This window comes from Streptomyces sp. NPDC029044, assembly GCF_040637495.1.
Classification (GTDB): Bacteria; Actinomycetota; Actinomycetes; order Streptomycetales; family Streptomycetaceae; genus Streptomyces.
The window spans coordinates 13936-33947 of sequence record NZ_JBEZWN010000011.1 but is presented as its reverse complement, the minus strand read 5'-3'; the positions used below and the strand labels follow the sequence as shown (position 1 = coordinate 33947).

Sequence of the window (20012 nt, the reverse complement as noted above, 5' to 3'; positions counted from 1 at the left end):
TTTGTGCGACTACCCCCCTCGGGTGGCAGCATGGGCAGTGTGACGTCACCCGCGCCCCTGGAGATCGAACGCACCGAGTCGGCGGAGGAGGTCTTCGCCGTACCCGAGCCGGACGTCCCGTGGGTCACCATCGTCCACAACGACCCGGTCAACCTCATGAGCTACGTGACGTACGTCTTCCAGTCGTACTTCGGCTACTCCAAGGACAAGGCCACCAAGCTCATGCTCGACGTCCACCACAAGGGCCGGGCGGTCGTCTCCAGCGGCAGCCGCGAGGAGATGGAACGCGACGTGCAGGCCATGCACGGCTACGGCCTGTGGGCCACCCTCCAGCAGGACCGCAAGTAGCCAGCACCCCGCCCAGCAGCGAAAAGGCGTTCATGCCCGGAACCTTCGAACCGCTCCCCGGCGGCGGCGCGGCCGTCGCCCTCGACGACGTCGAGATCTCCATCATCCGGTCGCTGGCCGTCCAGCTCCTGGAGCTCATCGGCCCCGGCCCCGCCGAGGACAGCGGCGACCCGCTCGCCGACCTGTTCGCCGAGGGCCCCAGCGAACCGCCCAGCGACCCGGTCCTGAGGCGGCTCTTCCCGGACGCCTACAGCGACCCCGAGCAGCCCGCCTCGCCGCGGGACGCCGAGGAGCAGAAGGCGTACTCCGCGGAGTTCCGGCGCTACACCGAGAACGACCTGCGGGCCGGCAAGCGGGACAGCGCCCTGGCGGTGATCCGCTCCCTCGACGCGCTCTCCTCGGCCTCGGCCGGCGAGGGCGGCGCGGTGCTGAAGCTGTCGCCGGCGGAGTCCCAGCAGTGGCTGGGCGCCCTGAACGATCTGCGGCTCGCGATCGGCTCGCGGCTGGAGATCACCGACGACGAGGACACCGACCTCCTCTACCGCCTCCCGGACACGGACCCGCGCAAGCCGATGGTGATGGCCTACCTGTGGCTGGGTGGACTCCAGGAGACGCTGGTCGGAACCCTTATGGCCTGATCAGTGCAGGTTTTGTGACCGGCGGGTGACCGAAGGGTGTTCGCTCAGAGGACACTCAAATCCGGATAACGATCCCGTCACCGCACCCGCCTCCTATGGCCCCCTCGAAAGCGTTTTGTCCGCTTTTCCCTGTGTGGTGTGCCACATCCCACCCCTGTGATCAGTGTTGCGGCCGTGATAAATCTTCACGACCGCCCGGCAGAACACCACCCGAATGTTCGGCCGGGTGCGCCACCGAGCCGGCAACCGCCGGCCAGGCACGAGCGGGCTTCCGGGCCCGCTCAGCTCCATCATTCCGGGGGGATCGAAACCCGATCCGAGGCCGACGAGGGCCGGGATCGGCATGGAGAAAGGCGCACCACACATGACCTCTGCGCAGGTCGAATCGGAAAACGTCTCCGAAGAGGGGTACGAGCGCGGACTCGGCAGTCGCCAGGTCCAGATGATCGCGATCGGCGGCGCCATCGGCGTCGGCCTGTTCATGGGTGCCGGAGCGAACATCGCCAAGGCGGGACCCAGCATCATCCTCATGTACGCCCTCGCCGGCGTCGTGATCTTCTTCATCATGCGGGCCCTGGGCGAGCTCCTCCTCTACCGGCCCGTCTCCGGCTCCTTCGCCGAGTACGCCCGCGAGTTCCTCGGCCCGTTCTTCGGGTTCGTCACGGGCTGGACCTACTGGCTCATGTGGGTGGTCACCGGCATGGCCGAACTCACGGCCGCCGCGATCTACATCCACTTCTGGTTCCCGGAGATCCCCCAGTGGGTCAGCGCCCTGGTGTTCCTGGTGGTGCTCTTCGGCGTCAACCTGATCTCCGTCAAGATCTTCGGCGAGGTCGAGTTCTGGTTCTCGATGATCAAGGTCACCGCCATCATCGGCATGATCGTCATCGGCCTCGGCGTGCTCACCCTCGGCTTCTCCGACGCCGGTGACACCGCCACCGTCTCGAACCTCTGGGCGCACGACGGTTTCTTCCCGAACGGCATCGGCTCCAGCCTGATGACGCTCCAGGGCGTCATGTTCGCCTACCTCGCCGTCGAGCTCGTCGGCGTCACCGCGGGCGAGTCCGAGAACCCCGAGAAGACGCTGCCCAAGGCCATCAACACCCTGCCCTGGCGCATCATCGTCTTCTACGTGGGCGCCCTGCTGGTGATCCTCTCCGTCGTCAAGTGGACCGAGTTCTCCGCCGGCGAGAGCCCCTTCGTGCACGCCTTCGGCAAGATCGGCATCCCCCTCGCCGCGGGCATCGTGAACTTCGTGGTGCTCACCGCGGCCCTGTCGTCCTGCAACTCCGGCATGTACTCGACCGGCCGGATGCTGCGCGACCTGGCCGCCAACAGCGAGGCTCCCCAGGCGTTCGGCAAGCTCAACGCCCGCAAGACGCCCGCCGTCGGCATCACGGTCTCCGTCGCGCTCATGGGCATCGGCGTGGTCCTGAACTACGTCGTCCCGGAGAAGGCGTTCCTCTACGTCACCTCCGTCGCCACCGCGGCCGGCATCTGGACCTGGATGATGATCCTCGTCAGCCACATCCGCTACCGCTCCGCGGTCGACGCGGGCCGGCTGCGCGCCTCGTCCTTCCCCGCTCCCGGCGGTGCGCTCTTCAGCTGGGTCGCGCTGCTCTTCCTCGTCGGCGTGACCTGCATGATCGCGTACGACAAGGACGCGCGCGTCTGCCTGTACGTCGCGGCCGGCTGGGCCGTCGCCCTCGGTGTCGGCTGGGCGGTCCTCAAGCGCCGCAACCCGCAGCTCACCGAGCGCCGCGGCGACGCGGAGTTCGAGAAGGTCGGCTGACCACCCCGCGGGACGCCCAGCCGCAGGGAGTACTCGTGGCACTCCCTGCCGCTGCCGCTCAGGGCGTCCGGCATATGGGCCGTTCCGTATCAACCCTCGGTACGGAACGGCCCTTCTGCTTATCCTGACGAGCATGCTGACCATCACCCAGGCCCTCGTCGACCAGATCGTCGCCCATGCGCGCAAGGACCACCCCGACGAGGCGTGCGGCGTCGTCGCCGGCCCGGCGGGTTCGGACCGCCCCGAGCGCTTCATCCCCATGCTCAACGCGGCCATGTCGCCCACGTTCTACGAGTTCGACTCCGGCGACCTGCTCAAGCTCTACCGCGAGATGGACGACCGCGACGAGGAGCCGGTGGTCATCTACCACTCCCACACCGCGACCGAGGCCTACCCCTCCCGTACCGACATCTCCTACGCCAACGAGCCCGGCGCCCACTACGTCCTCGTCTCCACCGCCGACACCGACGGCGCCGGTGAGTTCCAGTTCCGCTCCTTCCGGATCGTCGAGGGCGAGGTCACGGAGGAGGAGGTCCAGGTCGTCGAGGCATACTGAGGACGCCTGAACAGCACGGTCTCACTCCCCGGCCCGGAAACGTCCGCGATGTGGGATCACATTCCAGAACCCGGACCGGGAATCGATACGATGAGCCCATGGTTTTCCACGACGTGAGCGACAAGACGCCGGGCGAGCTGCTCGTGGCGCGGCTGCACGTCGACCTGTGCAGGCTCGCCAGCGCCATCTGTTGACGCAGGTCCCTGCCGCCGTACGGCCGTGAGCCGCGGCGCCGCACACACGCACCACCCCGCCGTTCCTGCGCTGCCGCGCGCCCTGACCGACTACTCCCGACAGGAGCCCTGAAGCCATGGCCATCGAGGTCCGCATCCCGACCATCCTCCGCACCTACACCGACGGTCAGAAGGCAGTGGAGGGCAAGGGAGACACCCTCGCCGAGCTCTTCACCGACCTCGAGACCCGGCACGCCGGCATCCAGGCCCGCATCGTGGACGGCGACAGCCTGCGCCGCTTCGTCAACGTCTACCTGAACGACGAGGACGTCCGCTTCCTCGACGGCATCAACACCAAGCTGTCGGACGGCGACAACGTCACGATCCTGCCGGCCGTGGCCGGCGGCATGGTCTGATCACCGATGCGCTACGACTCCCCCCTGGCCGCGGTCGGCAACACCCCCCTGGTGCGCCTGCCGCGGCTGTCGCCGTCCGCCGACGTGCGCATCTGGGCGAAGCTGGAGGACCGCAACCCGACGGGGTCCGTCAAGGACCGTCCCGCCCTGCACATGATCGAGCAGGCGGAGAAGGACGGCCGCCTGACCCCGGGCTGCACCATCCTCGAGCCGACGTCGGGCAACACCGGTATCTCCCTGGCGATGGCGGCGAAGCTCAAGGGCTACCGCATCGTCTGCGTGATGCCGGAGAACACCTCGCAGGAACGCCGGGACCTGCTGGGCATGTGGGGCGCGGAGATCGTCTCCTCCCCGGCGGCGGGCGGTTCCAACACCGCCGTGCGCGTCGCCAAGGAGCTCTCGGCCGAGCACCCCGACTGGGTGATGCTCTACCAGTACGGCAACCCGGACAACGCGGGCGCCCACTACGCCACGACCGGCCCCGAGATCCTCGCCGACCTGCCGTCCGTCACGCACTTCGTGGCCGGCCTCGGCACCACCGGCACCCTCATGGGCGTCGGCCGCTTCCTGCGCGAGCACAAGCCGGACGTCCAGATCGTCGCCGCCGAACCGCGCTACGACGACCTGGTCTACGGTCTGCGCAACCTCGACGAGGGCTTCGTCCCCGAGCTGTACGACGCGTCCGTCCTCACCAGCCGCTTCTCGGTCGGCTCGGCGGACGCGGTCACCCGTACCCGCGAGCTGCTCCAGCAGGAGGGCATCTTCGCCGGCGTGTCCACGGGCGCCGCGCTGCACGCCGCGATCGGCGTCGGCAAGAAGGCCGTCAAGGCGGGGGAGAGCGCCGACATCGTCTTCGTCGTCGCCGACGGCGGCTGGAAGTACCTCTCGACGGGCGTCTACACGGCGGCCACCACGGAGGAGGCCATCGAGACGGTCCAGGGCCAGCTCTGGGCGTAGCCGACGGCGACAACCGACACACGAAGGGCTGGAGTCCTCGACTCCAGCCCTTCGCGGTGGCTCAGCCCGCCAGGTACCGCACCCGGTCCCACAGCGCCGCGTCCACCACGCCGACCCGCCGCCGGAAGCCCCACACCGGGACCTCCCGCAACTCGTCCGTCTCCAGGAAGCTCGCCCGGGCCCGGACGTCACCCACCGAGCCGGGCGGCAGCGGGATCACTCCGGCGCCCCCGCCCCGGAACCGGGTGGTGATCTTCGCGACCGTCGCCCGCTCCCCGCGCACCGCCAGCACCAGACAGGGGCGGTCCTTCGTACGGGCCTCGTCCTCGTAGGGCACATCGGCCCACCAGATCTCCGCCGGCTGCGGCCGGCCCTCCGGCACGGCGGCCGGTGCCGCCGTCCGGATCCGCCGGGCGGACGGCCGCCGCCCCCGGCCCCAGCCGTCGACGAGCGTGGCGACGAGCGCGAGCAGTACCACCGCGGCGAGCGCCAGCCACCAGGACGTGTCCATACTGAGACGTTACCGGCGCCGCCCCTGCCGCGCGCCCCCCTCGCGAGGATCACCTGCCGGCCGTGCCAGCCGAACCGGTGACACCACAGGTGAGTTCGCCCACAACAGGCCTTTGTGGAGGAGCTAACGGAGGTTTTGCGCCTTACGCTCGACGGACCGCACGACCCCCGACGCCCCTCTCAGACTTATCCCGCCAGCGGAGGTTTCTGCTTCATGAAGCTCACCGTCGTCGGCTGCTCGGGGTCGTTCCCGTCCGCGGAATCGGCCTGCTCGAGCTACCTCGTCGAGGCCGACGGCTTCCGGCTGCTTCTCGACATGGGCAACGGTGCCCTGGGCGAGTTGCAGCGCCACTGCGGTCTCTACGACCTCGACGCGATCTTCCTCAGCCACCTGCACGCCGACCACTGCATCGACATGTGCGCGTACTTCGTCGCGCGCTACTACCGCCACGACGGCGGCCGCTGCGATCCACTCCCCGTCTTCGGCCCCGAAGGCACGGAACACCGGCTGACCACCGCCTACGCGGACACTCCCTCCGCCTCCTCGATGAGCGAGGTCTTCGACTTCCACACGGTCAAGCCGTCCACCTTCGAGATCGGCCCGTTCACGGTGCACACCGAGCGCGTCGCCCACCCCGTGGAGGCGTACGGCATCCGGATCGAGCACGGCGGCAGGGTCCTGACGTACTCCGGCGACACCGGCGTGAGTCCCGCGCTGGACGAACTCGCCCGGGACGCCGACCTGTTCCTGTGCGAGGCGGCGTTCACGCACGGCAAGGAGAACATCCCCGACCTGCACCTCAACGGCCGCGAAGCGGGTGAGACGGCGGCCCGGGCCGGAGCCCGCCGGCTGGTCCTCACGCACGTCCCGCCGTGGACGGACCCGCAGGTCAACCTCGCCGACGCCCGCGAGGTGTACGACGGTCCGGTGGACCTCGCCGCGCCCCGGCAGACGTACGAGATCTAGCCCCCCACGCGTTCCGGTACCGCACATACCGCGCACGCGGAGGGCCCCGGAACCCGCTCGGGTTCCGGGGCCCTCCGCGTGGCGCGGGCCTACTTGGCCTCGGCCTTCTGCAGCTCGGCGAGTTCCTCGTCGGACTCGCGGCCCGGCGTCGGCAGGTTGAACTTGGTGATCGCGAAGCGGAACACCGCGTAGTAGACCGCCGCGAAGCACAGACCGACCAGGGCCAGGCCCCACGGGTTGGTCGCGATGCCGAGGTTCAGCGCGAAGTCGATCGCACCGGCCGAGAAGCCGAAGCCGTCCTTCATCCCGAGGGCCCAGGTCAGCGCCATCGAGACACCCGTGAGCACCGCGTGGATCGCGTACAGCACCGGCGCGATGAACATGAAGGTGAACTCGATCGGCTCGGTGACGCCGGTGACGAACGAGGTCAGCGCGAGGGAGAACATCATGCCGCCGACGACCTTGCGGCGCTCGGGCCGGGCGCAGTGCACGATCGCCAGGCACGCGGCCGGCAGGGCGAACATCATGATCGGGAAGAAGCCGGTCATGAACTGCCCGGCGGTCGGATCGCCGGCGAGGAAGCGGGCGATGTCACCGTGCTTGCCCTCGTACTCGCCCGCCTGGAGCCACGGGAAGGAGTTCAGCAGGTGGTGCATGCCGACCGGGATCAGCGCACGGTTGGCGACACCGAAGATGCCCGCGCCCACGGCGCCGGAACCGACCAGCCACTCACCCAAGTTGTGCAGGCCCGCGCCCAGGACCGGCCAGATGTATCCGAAGACGACGCCGATGATCAGACCCGCGAAGGCCGACAGGATCGGGACCAGCCGGCGGCCGCCGAAGAAGCCGGCCCAGTCCGGCAGCTTGGTGCGGTAGAAGCGCTGGTAGAGCAGGGCGACGACGATGCCCATGACCACGCCGCCGAGGACACCGGCGTTGACCGCCTTCTCCACCATGACGACCTTGCCGTCGACGGCGGTCTCCACCTTGGGCTGGTTCGGGTCGGTGAAGGTGGCGAGCACCCGCTGGAAGACCAGGTAGCCGGTGACGGCGGCGAGCGCCGTGGAGCCGTCCGACTTCTTGGCGAAGCCGATCGCGATGCCCACGGCGAACAGCAGCGCCATGTTGTCGAGGATCGCGTTGCCGCCCGCGGCCATGAAACCGGCGATCTTCGTCAGGAAGGCGGGGAACTCCGGGCGGCCCAGCATGTCGTCGTTGCCCAGCCGGACCAGCAGGGCGGCGGCGGGCAGCACGGCGACCGGCAGCATCAGGCTGCGGCCGATGCGCTGCATGACGGCCATCACGGCCGAGCCCTTCTTCGGGCTCGCGGGCGCGGCGGTGTCTGTGGACATGAACTTCCTCCAGGGGGCACGGCGCCGCCCAGGGAGAATTCAGCGGGGGACGGCGGCGTCTCAAAGAAAGGGGAACGCGGTCATCACCGCGCGACCTCCACCAGTGAGTGGTGTAGACCAGTTGTAGCACGGTAGGCCGAACGAGTGGAACCCGCCAATTCCACCCGCTGTGACGATCACGCCTTGGCGCTGTCCTCGACCTCTTCGGCGGGTTCACGCCCCGGAGTCCTCAGGTCGAACTTCGTGATCGCGAACCGGAAGATCACGTAGTAGAGGAGCGCGAACCCCAGCCCGATGGGGACGATCAGCCACGGTCTGGTCGCCAGATTCCAGTTGATGACGTAGTCGATCAGCCCCGCCGAGAAGCTGAACCCGTCGTGCACCCCCAGCCCCCACGTCACCGCCATCGAGGCCCCCGTCAACAGCGCGTGCACCACGTACAGCGCCGGCGCGACGAAGAGGAACGAGTACTCGATCGGCTCCGTGATGCCCGTGACGAACGACGTCAGCGCCACCGACAGCATCAGGCCGCCGACCTCCTTGCGCCGGTCCGGCCGTGCACAGTGCGTGATCGCCAGCGCCGCCGCCGGCAGCGCGAACATCATGATCGGGAAGAACCCGGAGGTGAACTGGCCGGCATCCGGATCCCCCGCCAGGAACATGTTGATGTCACCGTGCACCACCGTCCCGTCCGGCTTCGTGAACGAGCCGAACTGGAACCAGATGGGCACGTTCAGGAACTGGTGCAGCCCCACCACCAGCAACGCCCGGTTCGCCACGCCGAACACGCCCGCGCCCCACGCGTCCAGCCCGTCCATCCAGTCGCTGAAGCTCTCCAGGGCGTCACCGACCGGCGGCCACACCCACAGGCACAGCGCGGCGAACGCGATCGCCACGAACGCCATGATGATCGGCACCAGCCGCCGCCCGTTGAAGAACCCCAGCCAGTCCACCAGCCGCGTCCGGTGGAACCGGGCCCAGAAGAACGCCGCCAGCAGCCCCATCACGATCCCGCCGAACACCCCCGGGTTCTGGAACGCGAACGCCGTGACCTCCCGGTCCCCGTCGGTCACCTGACACCCGACGTTCGGCACCGCCACCGACCCCTCGGGGCAGTCCTCGGGGAACTGCCGCAGCACCGTGAAGTACACGAGGAACCCGACCACCGCCGCCAGCGCCGTCGAACCGTCCGACTTCTTCGCCATCCCGATCGCGACGCCCACGCAGAACAGCAGCGGCAGCCCCAGCGAGCCGTCCAGCAGCGCACCGCCCGCACCGACCATCACCTTCGAGACGTTCGTCCAGCCGAGCCCGTCGTCCCCGAACACATCCGGCTGCCCCAGCCGGTTGAGGATCCCCGCCGCCGGCAGGACCGCGATCGGCAGCTGAAGACTGCGGCCCATCTTCTGCAACCCCTGGAACAGCCGGTTCCAGCGAGCGCGGGCGGGGCTGACGGCGGCATCGGCGCCGGCAGGGCTGTCGGCACTCATTCCGGTCCCCTTTGTCGAGAGGCGGGTTTGTGGTGTAGACCAGTCGTTCGACGGTTGCGCCGACGTGACGCCATCCTTGGGCACACACGACAGGGCCGCTCGCGAAGTTGGGCCAACTGTGGGTTACTGCGACAAAGCGGTTCGGATCAGGGAGAACGAACATGGCCAGCAAGGCTGAGAAGATCGTTGCCGGGCTCGGCGGCATCGACAACATCGAAGAGGTCGAAGGCTGCATCACCCGCCTGCGGACCGAGGTCGTCGACCCCACCAAGGTCGACGAGGCCGCCCTGAAGGCCGCCGGCGCCCACGGCGTCGTCAAGATGGGCACCGCGATCCAGGTCGTCATCGGCACCGACGCCGACCCCATCGCCGCGGACATCGAAGACATGATGTGAAGAGCGGGGATCGTCCCGGGTTTCACCCCCTGACACCCCCAGCGCATCACGGGCCCCTCCCACCGCGGGAGGGGCCTTCCGCACGTACGGATAGGCTCAGCCGCATGTCTCGAATCGACGGCCGCACCCCCCAGCAGCTCCGCCCCATCACCATCGAGCGCGGCTGGAGCAAGCACGCCGAAGGCTCCGTCCTGGTCTCCTTCGGCGACACCAAGGTCTTCTGCACCGCCTCCGTCACCGAAGGCGTCCCCCGCTGGCGCAAGGGCAGCGGCGAAGGCTGGGTCACCGCCGAGTACTCCATGCTGCCCCGCGCCACCAACACCCGCGGCGACCGCGAGTCCGTCAAGGGCCGCATCGGCGGCCGCACCCACGAGATCAGCCGCCTCATCGGCCGGTCCCTGCGCGCCGTCATCGACTACAAGGCCCTCGGCGAGAACACCATCGTGCTCGACTGCGACGTCCTCCAGGCCGACGGCGGCACCCGCACGGCCGCGATCACCGGCGCCTACGTGGCACTGGCCGACGCCGTCGCCTGGGCCCAGGGCAGGAAGCTCATCAAGGCCGGCCGCAAGCCCCTCACCGGCACCGTCTCCGCCGTCTCCGTCGGCATCGTCGGCGGCGTCCCCCTCCTCGACCTCTGCTACGAGGAAGACGTCAAGGCCGACACCGACATGAACGTCGTCTGCACCGGTGACGGCCGCTTCGTCGAGGTCCAGGGCACCGCCGAAGCCGAGCCCTTCGCCCGCGACGAACTGAACGCCCTCCTCGACCTCGCCGTCGCCGGCTGCGCCGACCTCGCCGCCCACCAGCGCACCGCACTCGACGCCGTCCTCGAGAAGTAAGCCGTCCTCGAGGAGAAGCCGTCCTCGAGGAGAAGCCGTCCTCGAGGAGAAGCCGTCCTCGAGGAGAAGTCCTCGAAAAGTAAAGGGCACACCAAGACGGGTGCTCGGCTCGGGCAACCGAGCCGAGCACACTCGCGTCTGAAGGAGTACGGGCGCACGGCTCATCCCTGTGCGCCCGGCCAGCCACGCGGGCCCGACCGGCCCGCCGAACGAGAGGGACCGCTCCATGGCCGCGAGCCGCCGACGCCGCACCGCAGCCGTCGCCGCCACCCTGGCGGCCGTCGTGCTGACCGCCGGACTCACCACCGGCTGCGCCGCCGTCGACAAGGCACTCGACTGCGTCCAGACCGCGGAAGCCGTCGCCGACAGCGTGACCGAGCTCCAGCAGGCCGTGGACAACGCGTCGAACGACCCGACGCAGATCGACGAGTCCATCCAGTCCATCGGCGACAACCTCGACAAGATCGGCGACAAGACGGACAACGCCGACCTGGACAAGGCGACCGAGGACATGCGCAAGGCTCTGTTCGAGGTCCAGGGGGCCGTCGAGAACGGCGACGAGACGCCCGACATCAGCCCGGTCACGGACGCGGCGGGCGAGTTGACGAAGGTGTGTACGCCGTAGCGCTGCGCTGGCGGGGCCGGGCTTCTCGTCTGCCGGGTTCTGTCGGTGGGCGCGTGCCGGTGCGTGGGGGCTGGTCGCGCAGTTCCCCGCGCCCCTGACGGGGCACGATCCTGCCCGGGCAATACTGGGGGCCATGAGTCGCCTGATCCTCGCCACCCGTAACGCCGGGAAGATCACCGAACTTCGCGCGATCCTCGCCGAAGCCGGGCTGCCCCACGAACTCGTCGGCGCCGACGCCTACCCGGACGTCCCCGATGTCAAGGAAACGGGCGTGACGTTCGCCGAGAACGCCCTCCTCAAGGCCCACGCCCTGGCCCGGGCCACGGGCCTCCCGGCCGTCGCCGACGACTCGGGCCTCTGTGTGGACGTCCTCAACGGCGCCCCCGGCATCTTCTCCGCCCGCTGGGCCGGCCGGCACGGCGACGACAGGGCCAACCTGGACCTGCTGCTCGCCCAGCTCTCGGACATCGCCGACGAGCACCGCGGCGCCCACTTCGCCTGCGCGGCGGCCCTGGCCCTGCCCGACGGCACGGAGCGTGTGGTCGAGGGACAGCTCCGCGGCACCCTCCGCCACGAGCCCACGGGCGCGGGCGGCTTCGGCTACGACCCGATCCTCCAGCCGGAGGGGGAGCGGCGCACGTGCGCCGAACTGACCCCCCAGGAGAAGAACGCGATCAGCCACCGGGGGAAGGCGTTCCGCGCGCTGGTGCCCGTCGTGCGCGAACTCCTCGGCTGAACTCTGGTGCGGCCGGAGGGACTCGAACCCTCACGGGAGTTACCCCACTGGGACCTAAACCCAGCGTGACTGCCAGTTCCACCACGGCCGCCTGGCGTTGCCCGGCCATGCTACTGGTCGGGCAACGTCCTCAGACCCCCAGATCCTTGATGATCTTGGCGACGTGGCCCGTGGCCTTGACGTTGTACAGGGCGCGTTCGACCTTGCCCTCCTCGTCCACGACGATCGTGGAGCGGATGACGCCGACGACCGTCTTGCCGTACAGCTTCTTCTCGCCGAAGGCGCCGTAGGACTCCAGGACCTGCTTGTCCGGGTCGGCGAGCAGGGTGACCTTCAAGGACTCCTTGTCGCGGAACTTGGCCAGCTTCTCCGGCTTGTCGGGGGAGATGCCGATGACGTCGTAGCCCGCGCCCGCCAGCAGCTCCAGGTTGTCCGTGAAGTCGCAGGCCTGCTTCGTGCAGCCGGGCGTGAGGGCGGCCGGGTAGAAGTACACGATGACCTTGCGGCCCTTGTGGTCCGACAGGGACACCTCGGTGCCGTCGGCGTCGGGCAGGGTGAAGGCGGGGGCCACGTCCCCCGGCTGGAGTCGCTCGCTCATCGGGCCAGCGTAACCGGGGGTGCTGACAGTGTGATGACCCGTGGAGCTGACAGACTGTCCTGCACAGGCTTCACACCGACTTCGGAGGCGACACGGTGGCGGACACGGCGGACTCCAGGACCCCGGCGCAGATCGAGGCGGACATCAGGCGCCGCCGCGCGACCCTGGCCGAGACCCTCGACGAGATCGGGGTGCGCGTGCACCCCAAGACGATCGTCGGGGATGCCAAGGCCAAGGTCGCTTCCAACATTGATCACACCCTCGGACGCGCGTACGTGGGGGTCAACCGGGCCGTCACCGATGTGCGCGCCCGGTTCGTGGACGAGGACGGCGCGCCCCGGCTTGAGCGTGTCGTGCCCGTCGCGCTCGTCGTCGTGGGCGTGGTCGGGCTGCTCGCGGTCAGCACGCGGCGGCGCAAGGGCTGACCCGACTGCGTACGTTTGCGGGGAAGACAGGTAGGTTTCAGGGCGTGAGCGCCAAGAGAAACGAGCACAGTACCCATCCGGACAAACTGCCGATCCGGATGCTGCACGACCGCGTACTCGTGCGGCAGGACACCAGCGAGGGCGAGCGGCGCTCCGGCGGCGGCATCCTGATCCCCGCCACGGCGGCGGTGGGCCGGCGGCTGGCGTGGGCCGAGGTCGTCGCGGTGGGGCAGAACGTGCGGACGGTGGAGGCGGGCGACCGGGTGCTGTTCGACCCGGAGGACCGCGCCGAGGTCGAGGTGCGGGGGATCGCGTACGTGCTGATGCGCGAGCGTGATCTGCACGCCGTGGCCGCGGACCGGTTCGAGGGCGCCGAGGACTCGACGGGCCTGTACCTCTAGGACCTGTGGCGAAGGGGCCGGTGACCACCGTCACCGGCCCCTTCGCCGTGTCGTGCGGCTTTGCTACGTTGGAGGGACCCCCGACGAGACGCGCCGTACCGGGATCAAGGCAAAGACGACGCACCGACACCGTCAGCCCGTATCCCGGAGGTGCCCGTCATGGCCTGGGTTCTGCTCGTCGTCGCCGGTCTGCTGGAGGTGGGCTGGTCGGTCGGCATGAAGTACACCGACGGCTTCACACGTCCGCTGCCCAGCCTGCTCACGGGCGTCGGCATCGTCGCCAGCATGCTGCTGCTGTCGCAGGCCGCCAGGACCCTCCCCATCGGAACCGCCTACGGCGTGTGGGTGGGGATCGGTGCGGCCGGGGCGGCGGTGTTCGGCATGGCGGTGCTGGGTGAGCCGGCGACCGCCGCCCGGATCTTCTTCGTGTGCCTGCTGCTGGTCGCCGTGGTAGGGCTGAAGGCGACCAGCGGTCACTGACGGCTCCTGAGCCGTCGTGGCGCTACTCGCGGCGGGCGGTCTGCGGGACCACGCCCCAGCCGGGGCCGGTCGGGCCGCCCGTCGCGCCGCCGTCGCCGGTGTCGCCGCCGCCACCGCCCTCCGTGGTGCCGCCGTCGGCCGTACCGCCGTCCGTCGTACCTCCGTCGGTCGTGCCGCCGTCCGCGGTGCCGCCGCCCGTGGGCGACTCGCCGCCGGTACCGCCGTCGGTGGTGCCGCCGTCCGTCTGGCCCTCGGTCTGCCCCTCGGGGGCGCTGGGGCTCTGCTCGGGCGCCTGGCTGCCGGTCTCCTCGCCGCCGGTGGTCGTGCCGCCGTCGGCGGTGCCGCCGGTGGTGGGGTCGGCGGGGGCCTCGCTGCTGGGGGCCTGGGAGACGTTGGCGCCGGGCTGGAGCCTGAGGTCGAACTCCTTGGCGGGCTTGCCCTTGAGGGCGTCCTGGGTGAACTGCGTCCAGATCTCCGCGGGCGCCCCGCCGCCGTTGATGCGCGGCAGGCCCATGGCGCCGTAGAGCGACTTGTGGGCGGCGGTCACCGGGTCCTGGCCCATGACGGAGACGACGGTAGCGAGGTCGGGGGTGTAGCCCGCGAACCAGGCCGCCGTGTCCTCCTCGGCGGTGCCGGTCTTGCCGGCGACCGGGCGGCCCGCGGCCTGGGCGGCGGAGGCCGTGCCGTTCTGGACGACGCTGCGCAGCATGGAGGTGGTGGTGTCGGCGGCCTCGCGGCTCACGGCCTGCCGGGTGCGCCGCTCGGGCAGGTCGACCGGCATGCCCTCCTTGGTGACCTTCTCGACCATCGTGTAGGTGCCGTGCCGTCCGTGGTTGGCCAGGGTGGCGTAGGCCTCCGCCATGTCGAGGACGCTGGCGGTGGCCGTGCCGAGCGCGATGGCGGGACCGTCGGCGAGGTCGGGGGTCGTCTCGGGGACGCCGAGGTCGATCGCGGTCTGCTTGACCTTCGCGGGGCCGACGTCAGCGGCCATCTGCGCGTACACCGAGTTCACGGAGCTGTCGGTGGCCTCGGTGACGGTGATGTCGCCGTAGGAGCGCTGGTCCTCGTTCTCGGGGTTGTACGGATCGCCGGCCCAGCCCTGGACCACGCGCTTGTTGGTGCCGTCGTAGATCGTGTTCGGGGTGATGACGCGGCCGTCCTGGGTCTCCGAGTGGTTCTCGACGGCCGAGGTGAACACGAAGGGCTTGAACGTGGAGCCGACCTGGAAGTCCCTGCGGGTGGCGTTCGGCGTGTACTGCTTGACGTAGTCGATGCCGTTGTACATCGCCACGACCTTGCCGGTCTTCGGGTCGACGGAGGCGCCGCCCGCGCGGACGTAGGTGTCGACCTTGTTCTTCTTCTTGTCGAGCTTGGACATCAGCTTGTCGTTGACGGCCTTCACGAACGCGTCCTGCTTGTCCTTCTGCAAGGTGGTCGTGATGCGGTAGCCGCCGGCGTCGAGCTTGCTCTCGTCAATGATCTTGTTCTGGGTGAGGTAGTCCTTGACGATCCGGACGATGTAGCCGCGCTGCCCGGACATGCCGGTGGAGAGGGTGGACTCCTTCGGCATGGGGAACTTCATGCCGGCCCGCTTCGACTCGCTGAGCCAGCCCTTCTTGACCATGCCGTCCAGGACGTAGTTCCAGCGGGACTCGGCGGCCTTGCGGTTCTCCGGGTGGGCGACGACGTCGTACTGGCTGGGGGCGTTGACGAGCGCGGCGAGGTAGGCGGAGCGGGCCGGGTCGAGGTCCTTGGCGTCCATGCCGTAGTAGGCCTGGGCGGCGGCCTGGATGCCGTAGGCGTTGCGGCCGAAGTAGCTGGTGTTGAGGTAGCCCTCCAGGATGTGGTCCTTGCTGACCTCGCGGTCCAGCTTGATCGCGATGAAGAACTCCTTGGCCTTGCGCGTGACGGTCTGTTCCTGGCGCAGGTAGTAGTTCTTCACGTACTGCTGGGTGATCGTGGAGCCGGACTGCTTGCCCTTGCCGAGGGCGGTGTTCCAGGCGGCGCGGACCATGGCCTTGGGGTCGACGGCGGACTCGGTGTAGAAGTCGCGGTCCTCGGCGGCCAGGATCGCGAACCGGGCGTCCTTGGAGATCTGCGGGAGGGTGACGTTCTCCCGGTTGACCTCGCCGTCACGCGCGATCACCGAGCCGTCGGCGTACAGGTAGACGTTGGCCTGCTTGGTGGCGAGCGCGTTGGCCGGGGGGATCTTCACGAGGGAGTAGCCCAGGAAGAACCCGCCGACCAGCAGCAGGACGACGATGACGAAGCCGCCGAGCGTCATGCGCCAGGTCGGGATCGCCCGGCGCCAGCCGGTCCGCTTCGGTTTCCCGGCCGCCGTGGCCGCGGGCGTGCCCGGGTCGCCGTCGGCGTGCGCCTGCGGCTGGCTCGCTGCCCAGCCCGGATTCGGCTGCTGCGGCTGAGGCTCGTCACTCATGTCGTGCACGGACTCCTGTTTCGCGTCGTACGTCGTTCCCGTACGTCTCTGCTCGCTCTTGCGCCCCTGTGATGAAGACTGTCCCATCCGTTGATCAGTTCCCTGATCGAGGGCCGTGTCGTGTGCCGTGTGGGGGACGGGCCGCGTGCGGGCGGGTGCGCGGGCGGGCACGGGGCGAAACGTGCTGCTCCGCACGCCTGCCCGAATCGTGATCTCGCCTGCGCGACATTCGCCCGAAGGGGGACACGGCCGTGATCGTGACGGCTCGTACGCTCCGCCCGGCCGGCACCGCCGCCACGCTGCTCGCCCTGGCCACGGGCGCCTCGGCCCACGCGGACGCAACGGATCGTACCGTCTGGGCCGGTGCGCACCCGCCCCGCGGCACCCCCGCCGCTCCCCGAAATCGCGTGGCACGCCCGATCCCGGACCACTAGGCTCCTGCGCTTCGGTGCCGGTGGCGAGGAGGGCTGTGGATGTGGGCTCGGGACGGTTGTACGCGGCCGTCGCGGCGGGTGGCTTCCGGCGGTACGCGACCTACCGGGCGGCCACGGTGGCCGGGGTGTTCACCAACACCGTCTTCGGCGTCATCCTCGTCTACACGTATCTGGCTCTGTGGCACGAGAAACCGCACCTCGGGGGGTACGACCAGGCGCAGGCCGTGACCTACGTATGGCTGGGGCAGTGCCTCTACGCGACCCTCGCGATCCAGGGCGGCGGCGCCGAGAAGGACCTGATGGAGCGCATCCGCACCGGTGAGATCGCCGTCGACCTGTACCGGCCGGCCGATCTTCAGCTGTGGTGGCTGGCGGGGGACGTGGGGCGGGCGTTGTTCCAGATGCTGGGGCGGGGGGTTGTCCCGTTCGTGTTCGGCGCGGTCTTCTTCCCCATGGCGCTGCCGACGGACGTCGCCCCGTGGGCGGCATTCCTGGTGACGTTGCTGCTGGCCACGGTCGTGAGCTTCGCGATCCGCTACCTGGCGGCGCTGAGCGTGTTCTGGCTGATGGACGGCACGGGCGTCAGCCAGGCCCTGATGGTCACGGGGGTCTTCTTCTCGGGCATGGTGCTGCCGCTCAACGCCTTCCCGGGCGCGCTGGGGGAGGTGGTGCGGGTGCTGCCGTGGGCGGCGCAGATCCAGATGCCGGCGGACGTGCTGATGGGGGAGACCGACCCGCTCGGGGCGTTCGCCTTCCAGGCGGCGTGGGCGGTGGCGCTGCTCGCGGCGGGGCGGCTGCTCCAGTCGGCGGCGACGCGGCGGGTGGTGGTGCAGGGTGGCTGAGCGCGGTGCCCTGGCCGAGGGGCTGCGGGCCTACCGGCTGATCGCCGGGATGTGGATCCGGTCGAGCATGACCTACCGGACCTCCTTCGTCGTCACGGTGTTCGGCAACCTGACGGTGACCGGCCTGGACTTCGTGGCGATCCTGCTGATGTTCTCGCAGGTGGACTCGCTGGGCGGCTGGTCGCTGCCCGAGATCGCCTTCCTGTACGGGTTGTCCGTGACGTCGTTCGGCATCGCCGATCTGGCGCTCGGCTCGATGGACGTCCTGGGCGCCCGGATGCGCGACGGCTCCTTCGACACGCTGCTGGTGCGTCCGGCGCCGGTGCTCGCCCAGGTCGGGGCCGACCGGTTCGCGCTGCGCCGGCTGGGCCGGATCACGCAGGGCGTGGTGGTGCTGGGCTGGGCGCTGGTGTCGGTGGACGTCGACTGGAGTGCGCCGAAGGTGCTGCTGGTGCCGGTGACGGTGGTCAGCGGCGCGGCGATCTTCTCGGCGGTGTTCGTGGCGGGCGCGGCCTTCCAGATCTACGCCCAGGACGCCGCCGAGGTGCAGAACGCGTTCACCTACGGCGGGACGACGCTGTTGCAGTATCCGCCGACGGTGTTCGGCAAGGACCTGGTGCGGGGCGTGACCTTCATGCTGCCGCTGGCCTTCGTCAACTGGGTGCCCGCCGCCTACGTACTGGGACGGCCGTACCCGGTCGGGCTGCCCGGGTGGACGGCGTTCGCCTCGCCGTTGGTGGCGGCCGTCTGCTGCGGGCTGGCCGGGATGGCGTGGCGGACGGGGCTTCGTTCGTACCGGAGTACAGGGAGTTGACCGGAATGGACAGCGGGTTCATCGAACTCGACGGCGTCGAGAAGGTCTTCGAGGTGCGCAGGAAGACCGGCTTCATGAAACGGGAGCGGCGGCAGGTGAGGGCCGTCGACTCGATCTCCTTCCGGGTGGAACGCGGTGAGATGGTCGGCTACATCGGGCCCAACGGCGCCGGCAAGTCCACCACGATCAAGATGCTGACGGGCATCCTCACGCCCAGCGCGGGCCGGCTCAGGGTGGCCGGCATCGACCCCTCCCGGGAACGGACGCGGCTGGCGCACCGCATCGGCGTGGTGTTCGGGCAGCGCACCACGCTGTGGTGGGACCTGCCGCTGCTCGCCTCCTACCGGCTGATGCACCGCATGTACCGGATCCCGGACGCCCGTTACCGGGAGAACCTCGACCGCCTGGTCGAACTCCTCGACCTGGGCGACCTGCTGGACGTGCCGGTACGGCAACTCTCCCTCGGGCAGCGGATGCGCGGCGACATCGCGGCGGCGCTGCTGCACGACCCGGAGGTGCTGTACCTCGACGAGCCGACGATCGGCCTCGACGTCGTCTCCAAGTCGAAGGTGCGCGAGTTCCTGCGGGAGTTGAACACCGAGCGCGGCACGACGGTGCTGCTGACCACGCACGACCTCCAGGACATCGAGCAGTTGTGCAAGCGGGTGATGGTCATCGACCACGGCCGTCTGATGTACGACGGCCCGCTCGCCGGGCTGCACGAGGTCGAAGAGAGCGAGCGGACCCTGGTCGTGGACCTGGAGCGGGAACTGCCGCCGATCGACGCACCGGCGCCCGCGCGGGTCGTCCGCGTGGAGGGCCCGCGCCAGTGGCTGGCGTTTCCGGCGGGGGAGTCGGCGGCGCCGCTGGTGGCGCGGATCGCGGCCGAGTACCCGCTGGTGGACCTGTCGGTGCGGGAACCGGACATCGAGGCGGTCATCGCCACCATGTACGGGGAACAGGCCGAGCGGGCGATCTCGTAGCCCCCGGCGGGGTGAACTCGTAATCTGCTGTGTATGACCGACGATGCCCTCCCGGACCTCCGCGCCTCCGACGCCGACCGTGAACGGATCGCCGAGATCCTGCGGGACGCCCTCGCCGAGGGCCGTCTCGACATGGCGGAGTTCGAGGAGCGGCTCGACGCGACGTACCGGGCCCGGACGTACGGGGAACTGGCACCGATCACCCGGGACCTGCCGGCCGCGGGCGTGACCGCCCCGGCGGTGTCCCTGACGAAGGACCCGGCGGCCGGGACGGACTGGTCCGGGCGGATCGTCGGCGGCGAGGGGTCCTCCACGGGGGCCGTCGCCGTGATGTCCGGCTTCCAGCGCAAGGGACGCTGGACGATGCCCCGGCGGTTCACCTGCTTCGCCTTCTGGGGCGGCGGGGAGATCGACCTGCGCGAGGCGAACTTCGCGGACCGCGAGGTCGAGGTCAACGCGATCGCGATCATGGGCGGCGTGGATGTGATCGTGCCGCCCGGCGTCGAGGTCGTCGTCCGCGGCATCGGCATCATGGGCGGCTTCGACCACCGTGAGGAGGGCGTGCCGGGGGAGCCGGGCGCCCCGCGGGTCGTCGTCACGGGCTTCGCGTTCTGGGGCGGTGTCGGGGTGCAGCGGAAGCTGACCCGGGCGGAGAAGCTGCGGATCCGCGAGGAGCGCCGCCAGGAGAAGCTGGAGCGCAAGGCGGGGCGGCGGGAGCTGGACGAGCCGCGCCGACGGGACTCCCACTGGGAGCACTGACGCCGGGCCCCGGCAGCCGGGTGCCCGCCGCCTGAGGTCGGG

Annotated in this window: 24 protein-coding genes, 1 tRNA gene and 1 riboswitch; of the genes, 19 read left to right on the top strand and 6 right to left on the bottom strand. The window is 69.9% G+C overall.

What is annotated here, in order from left to right; all coding sequences use genetic code 11:
- Positions 1 to 30 precede the first annotated feature (30 nt).
- The 7 genes from clpS (at position 31) to AB0E85_RS12560 (ending at position 4880) form a co-directional block, all read left to right on the top strand.
- Entirely contained in the window at positions 31 to 348 is a 318-nt protein-coding gene (gene clpS / locus AB0E85_RS12590) for an ATP-dependent Clp protease adapter ClpS (RefSeq protein ID WP_031102986.1), read from the top strand.
- Between the two features lie 32 nt (positions 349 to 380).
- On the top strand, positions 381 to 986 hold the full coding sequence (locus AB0E85_RS12585; protein ID WP_033308161.1) for a DUF2017 domain-containing protein: 606 nt from the start codon (positions 381 to 383) through the stop codon (positions 984 to 986).
- Between the two features lie 364 nt (positions 987 to 1350).
- Positions 1351 to 2778 (top strand): amino acid permease, encoded by a 1428-nt coding sequence (locus AB0E85_RS12580; protein ID WP_361925410.1) that lies wholly within the window; start codon positions 1351 to 1353, stop codon positions 2776 to 2778.
- 133 nt (positions 2779 to 2911) lie between these two features.
- Positions 2912 to 3334, top strand: a complete 423-nt coding sequence (locus AB0E85_RS12575) for a M67 family metallopeptidase (RefSeq protein WP_031140077.1) — start codon at positions 2912 to 2914, stop codon at positions 3332 to 3334.
- 98 nt (positions 3335 to 3432) lie between these two features.
- Positions 3433 to 3528 carry a putative leader peptide gene (locus tag AB0E85_RS12570; protein WP_311125941.1) on the top strand — a complete coding sequence of 32 codons (96 nt, stop codon included), beginning with the start codon at positions 3433 to 3435 and terminating at the stop codon, positions 3526 to 3528.
- Between the two features lie 116 nt (positions 3529 to 3644).
- Complete coding sequence (locus AB0E85_RS12565; RefSeq protein WP_030837819.1) at positions 3645 to 3923, top strand: MoaD/ThiS family protein; 279 nt, start codon at positions 3645 to 3647, stop codon at positions 3921 to 3923.
- Between the two features lie 6 nt (positions 3924 to 3929).
- Positions 3930 to 4880, top strand: coding sequence for a cysteine synthase (locus AB0E85_RS12560; RefSeq protein WP_361925407.1), 951 nt, complete (start codon positions 3930 to 3932; stop codon positions 4878 to 4880).
- Between the two features lie 61 nt (positions 4881 to 4941).
- On the opposite strand, the gene AB0E85_RS12555 is transcribed toward AB0E85_RS12560, so the two are convergent.
- Positions 4942 to 5391, bottom strand: a complete 450-nt coding sequence (locus tag AB0E85_RS12555) for a type II toxin-antitoxin system PemK/MazF family toxin (RefSeq protein WP_361925405.1) — start codon at positions 5389 to 5391, stop codon at positions 4942 to 4944.
- 213 nt (positions 5392 to 5604) lie between these two features.
- Between AB0E85_RS12555 and AB0E85_RS12550 the strand changes: the two genes are divergently transcribed.
- On the top strand, positions 5605 to 6357 hold the full coding sequence (locus AB0E85_RS12550) for an MBL fold metallo-hydrolase (RefSeq protein WP_355830850.1): 753 nt from the start codon (positions 5605 to 5607) through the stop codon (positions 6355 to 6357).
- Between the two features lie 89 nt (positions 6358 to 6446).
- Here the strand turns inward: AB0E85_RS12550 and AB0E85_RS12545 are convergent, their stop codons facing one another.
- Together AB0E85_RS12545 and AB0E85_RS12540 are read right to left on the bottom strand one after the other, a co-directional pair.
- A complete protein-coding gene (locus AB0E85_RS12545; protein WP_361925402.1) occupies positions 6447 to 7709 on the bottom strand; it encodes a PTS transporter subunit EIIC in 1263 nt (420 codons plus the stop codon).
- Between the two features lie 176 nt (positions 7710 to 7885).
- Positions 7886 to 9199 (bottom strand): PTS transporter subunit EIIC, encoded by a 1314-nt coding sequence (locus tag AB0E85_RS12540; protein WP_361925400.1) that lies wholly within the window; start codon positions 9197 to 9199, stop codon positions 7886 to 7888.
- 161 nt (positions 9200 to 9360) lie between these two features.
- Between AB0E85_RS12540 and AB0E85_RS12535 the strand changes: the two genes are divergently transcribed.
- The 4 genes from AB0E85_RS12535 (at position 9361) to rdgB (ending at position 11797) form a co-directional block, all read left to right on the top strand.
- The gene (locus AB0E85_RS12535; protein ID WP_361925398.1) at positions 9361 to 9594 is read left to right on the top strand and encodes a PTS glucose/sucrose transporter subunit IIB; all 234 of its coding nucleotides are present in this window, start codon (positions 9361 to 9363) and stop codon (positions 9592 to 9594) included.
- Between the two features lie 104 nt (positions 9595 to 9698).
- Positions 9699 to 10436, top strand: coding sequence for a ribonuclease PH (gene rph, locus AB0E85_RS12530; protein WP_033308151.1), 738 nt, complete (start codon positions 9699 to 9701; stop codon positions 10434 to 10436).
- Positions 10437 to 10662: 226 nt separating this feature from the next.
- Positions 10663 to 11061, top strand: coding sequence for a hypothetical protein (locus AB0E85_RS12525; RefSeq protein ID WP_361925396.1), 399 nt, complete (start codon positions 10663 to 10665; stop codon positions 11059 to 11061).
- 133 nt (positions 11062 to 11194) lie between these two features.
- Positions 11195 to 11797 carry an RdgB/HAM1 family non-canonical purine NTP pyrophosphatase gene (gene rdgB / locus AB0E85_RS12520; RefSeq protein WP_361925394.1) on the top strand — a complete coding sequence of 201 codons (603 nt, stop codon included), beginning with the start codon at positions 11195 to 11197 and terminating at the stop codon, positions 11795 to 11797.
- Positions 11798 to 11801: 4 nt separating this feature from the next.
- On the opposite strand, the gene AB0E85_RS12515 is transcribed toward rdgB, so the two are convergent.
- Positions 11802 to 11888 (bottom strand) — tRNA-Leu (locus AB0E85_RS12515).
- A 39-nt stretch (positions 11889 to 11927) separates the two neighbouring features.
- On the bottom strand, positions 11928 to 12395 hold the full coding sequence (bcp, locus tag AB0E85_RS12510; protein WP_033308146.1) for a thioredoxin-dependent thiol peroxidase: 468 nt from the start codon (positions 12393 to 12395) through the stop codon (positions 11928 to 11930).
- Between the two features lie 95 nt (positions 12396 to 12490).
- Between bcp and AB0E85_RS12505 the strand changes: the two genes are divergently transcribed.
- The 3 genes from AB0E85_RS12505 (at position 12491) to AB0E85_RS12495 (ending at position 13701) form a co-directional block, all read left to right on the top strand.
- Entirely contained in the window at positions 12491 to 12820 is a 330-nt protein-coding gene (locus tag AB0E85_RS12505) for a DUF3618 domain-containing protein (RefSeq protein WP_033308145.1), read from the top strand.
- Positions 12821 to 12864: 44 nt separating this feature from the next.
- Positions 12865 to 13221, top strand: coding sequence for a co-chaperone GroES (locus AB0E85_RS12500; protein ID WP_031140106.1), 357 nt, complete (start codon positions 12865 to 12867; stop codon positions 13219 to 13221).
- A gap of 57 nt (positions 13222 to 13278) precedes the next feature.
- A riboswitch (guanidine-III (ykkC-III) riboswitch) is annotated at positions 13279 to 13346 on the top strand.
- 34 nt (positions 13347 to 13380) lie between these two features.
- Entirely contained in the window at positions 13381 to 13701 is a 321-nt protein-coding gene (locus tag AB0E85_RS12495; protein ID WP_361925391.1) for a multidrug efflux SMR transporter, read from the top strand.
- Between the two features lie 22 nt (positions 13702 to 13723).
- Here the strand turns inward: AB0E85_RS12495 and AB0E85_RS12490 are convergent, their stop codons facing one another.
- Positions 13724 to 16138, bottom strand: coding sequence for a transglycosylase domain-containing protein (locus tag AB0E85_RS12490; RefSeq protein ID WP_361925389.1), 2415 nt, complete (start codon positions 16136 to 16138; stop codon positions 13724 to 13726).
- Positions 16139 to 16613: 475 nt separating this feature from the next.
- Between AB0E85_RS12490 and AB0E85_RS12485 the strand changes: the two genes are divergently transcribed.
- From AB0E85_RS12485 to AB0E85_RS12470, 4 genes are read left to right on the top strand one after another with little or no spacing between them, the layout of a single operon-like run.
- Positions 16614 to 17414 carry an ABC-2 family transporter protein gene (locus tag AB0E85_RS12485; RefSeq protein ID WP_361925594.1) on the top strand — a complete coding sequence of 267 codons (801 nt, stop codon included), beginning with the start codon at positions 16614 to 16616 and terminating at the stop codon, positions 17412 to 17414.
- Positions 17407 to 18228: an ABC transporter permease gene (locus AB0E85_RS12480; RefSeq protein WP_361925387.1), complete on the top strand. Its 822-nt coding sequence runs from the start codon at positions 17407 to 17409 to the stop codon at positions 18226 to 18228. Before AB0E85_RS12485 ends, AB0E85_RS12480 begins: the two co-directional genes overlap by 8 nt.
- A gap of 5 nt (positions 18229 to 18233) precedes the next feature.
- Entirely contained in the window at positions 18234 to 19211 is a 978-nt protein-coding gene (locus AB0E85_RS12475; RefSeq protein ID WP_361925385.1) for an ATP-binding cassette domain-containing protein, read from the top strand.
- Between the two features lie 33 nt (positions 19212 to 19244).
- Positions 19245 to 19970, top strand: a complete 726-nt coding sequence (locus AB0E85_RS12470) for a DUF1707 domain-containing protein (RefSeq protein ID WP_361925383.1) — start codon at positions 19245 to 19247, stop codon at positions 19968 to 19970.
- The last annotated feature ends 42 nt before the right edge of the window (positions 19971 to 20012 follow it).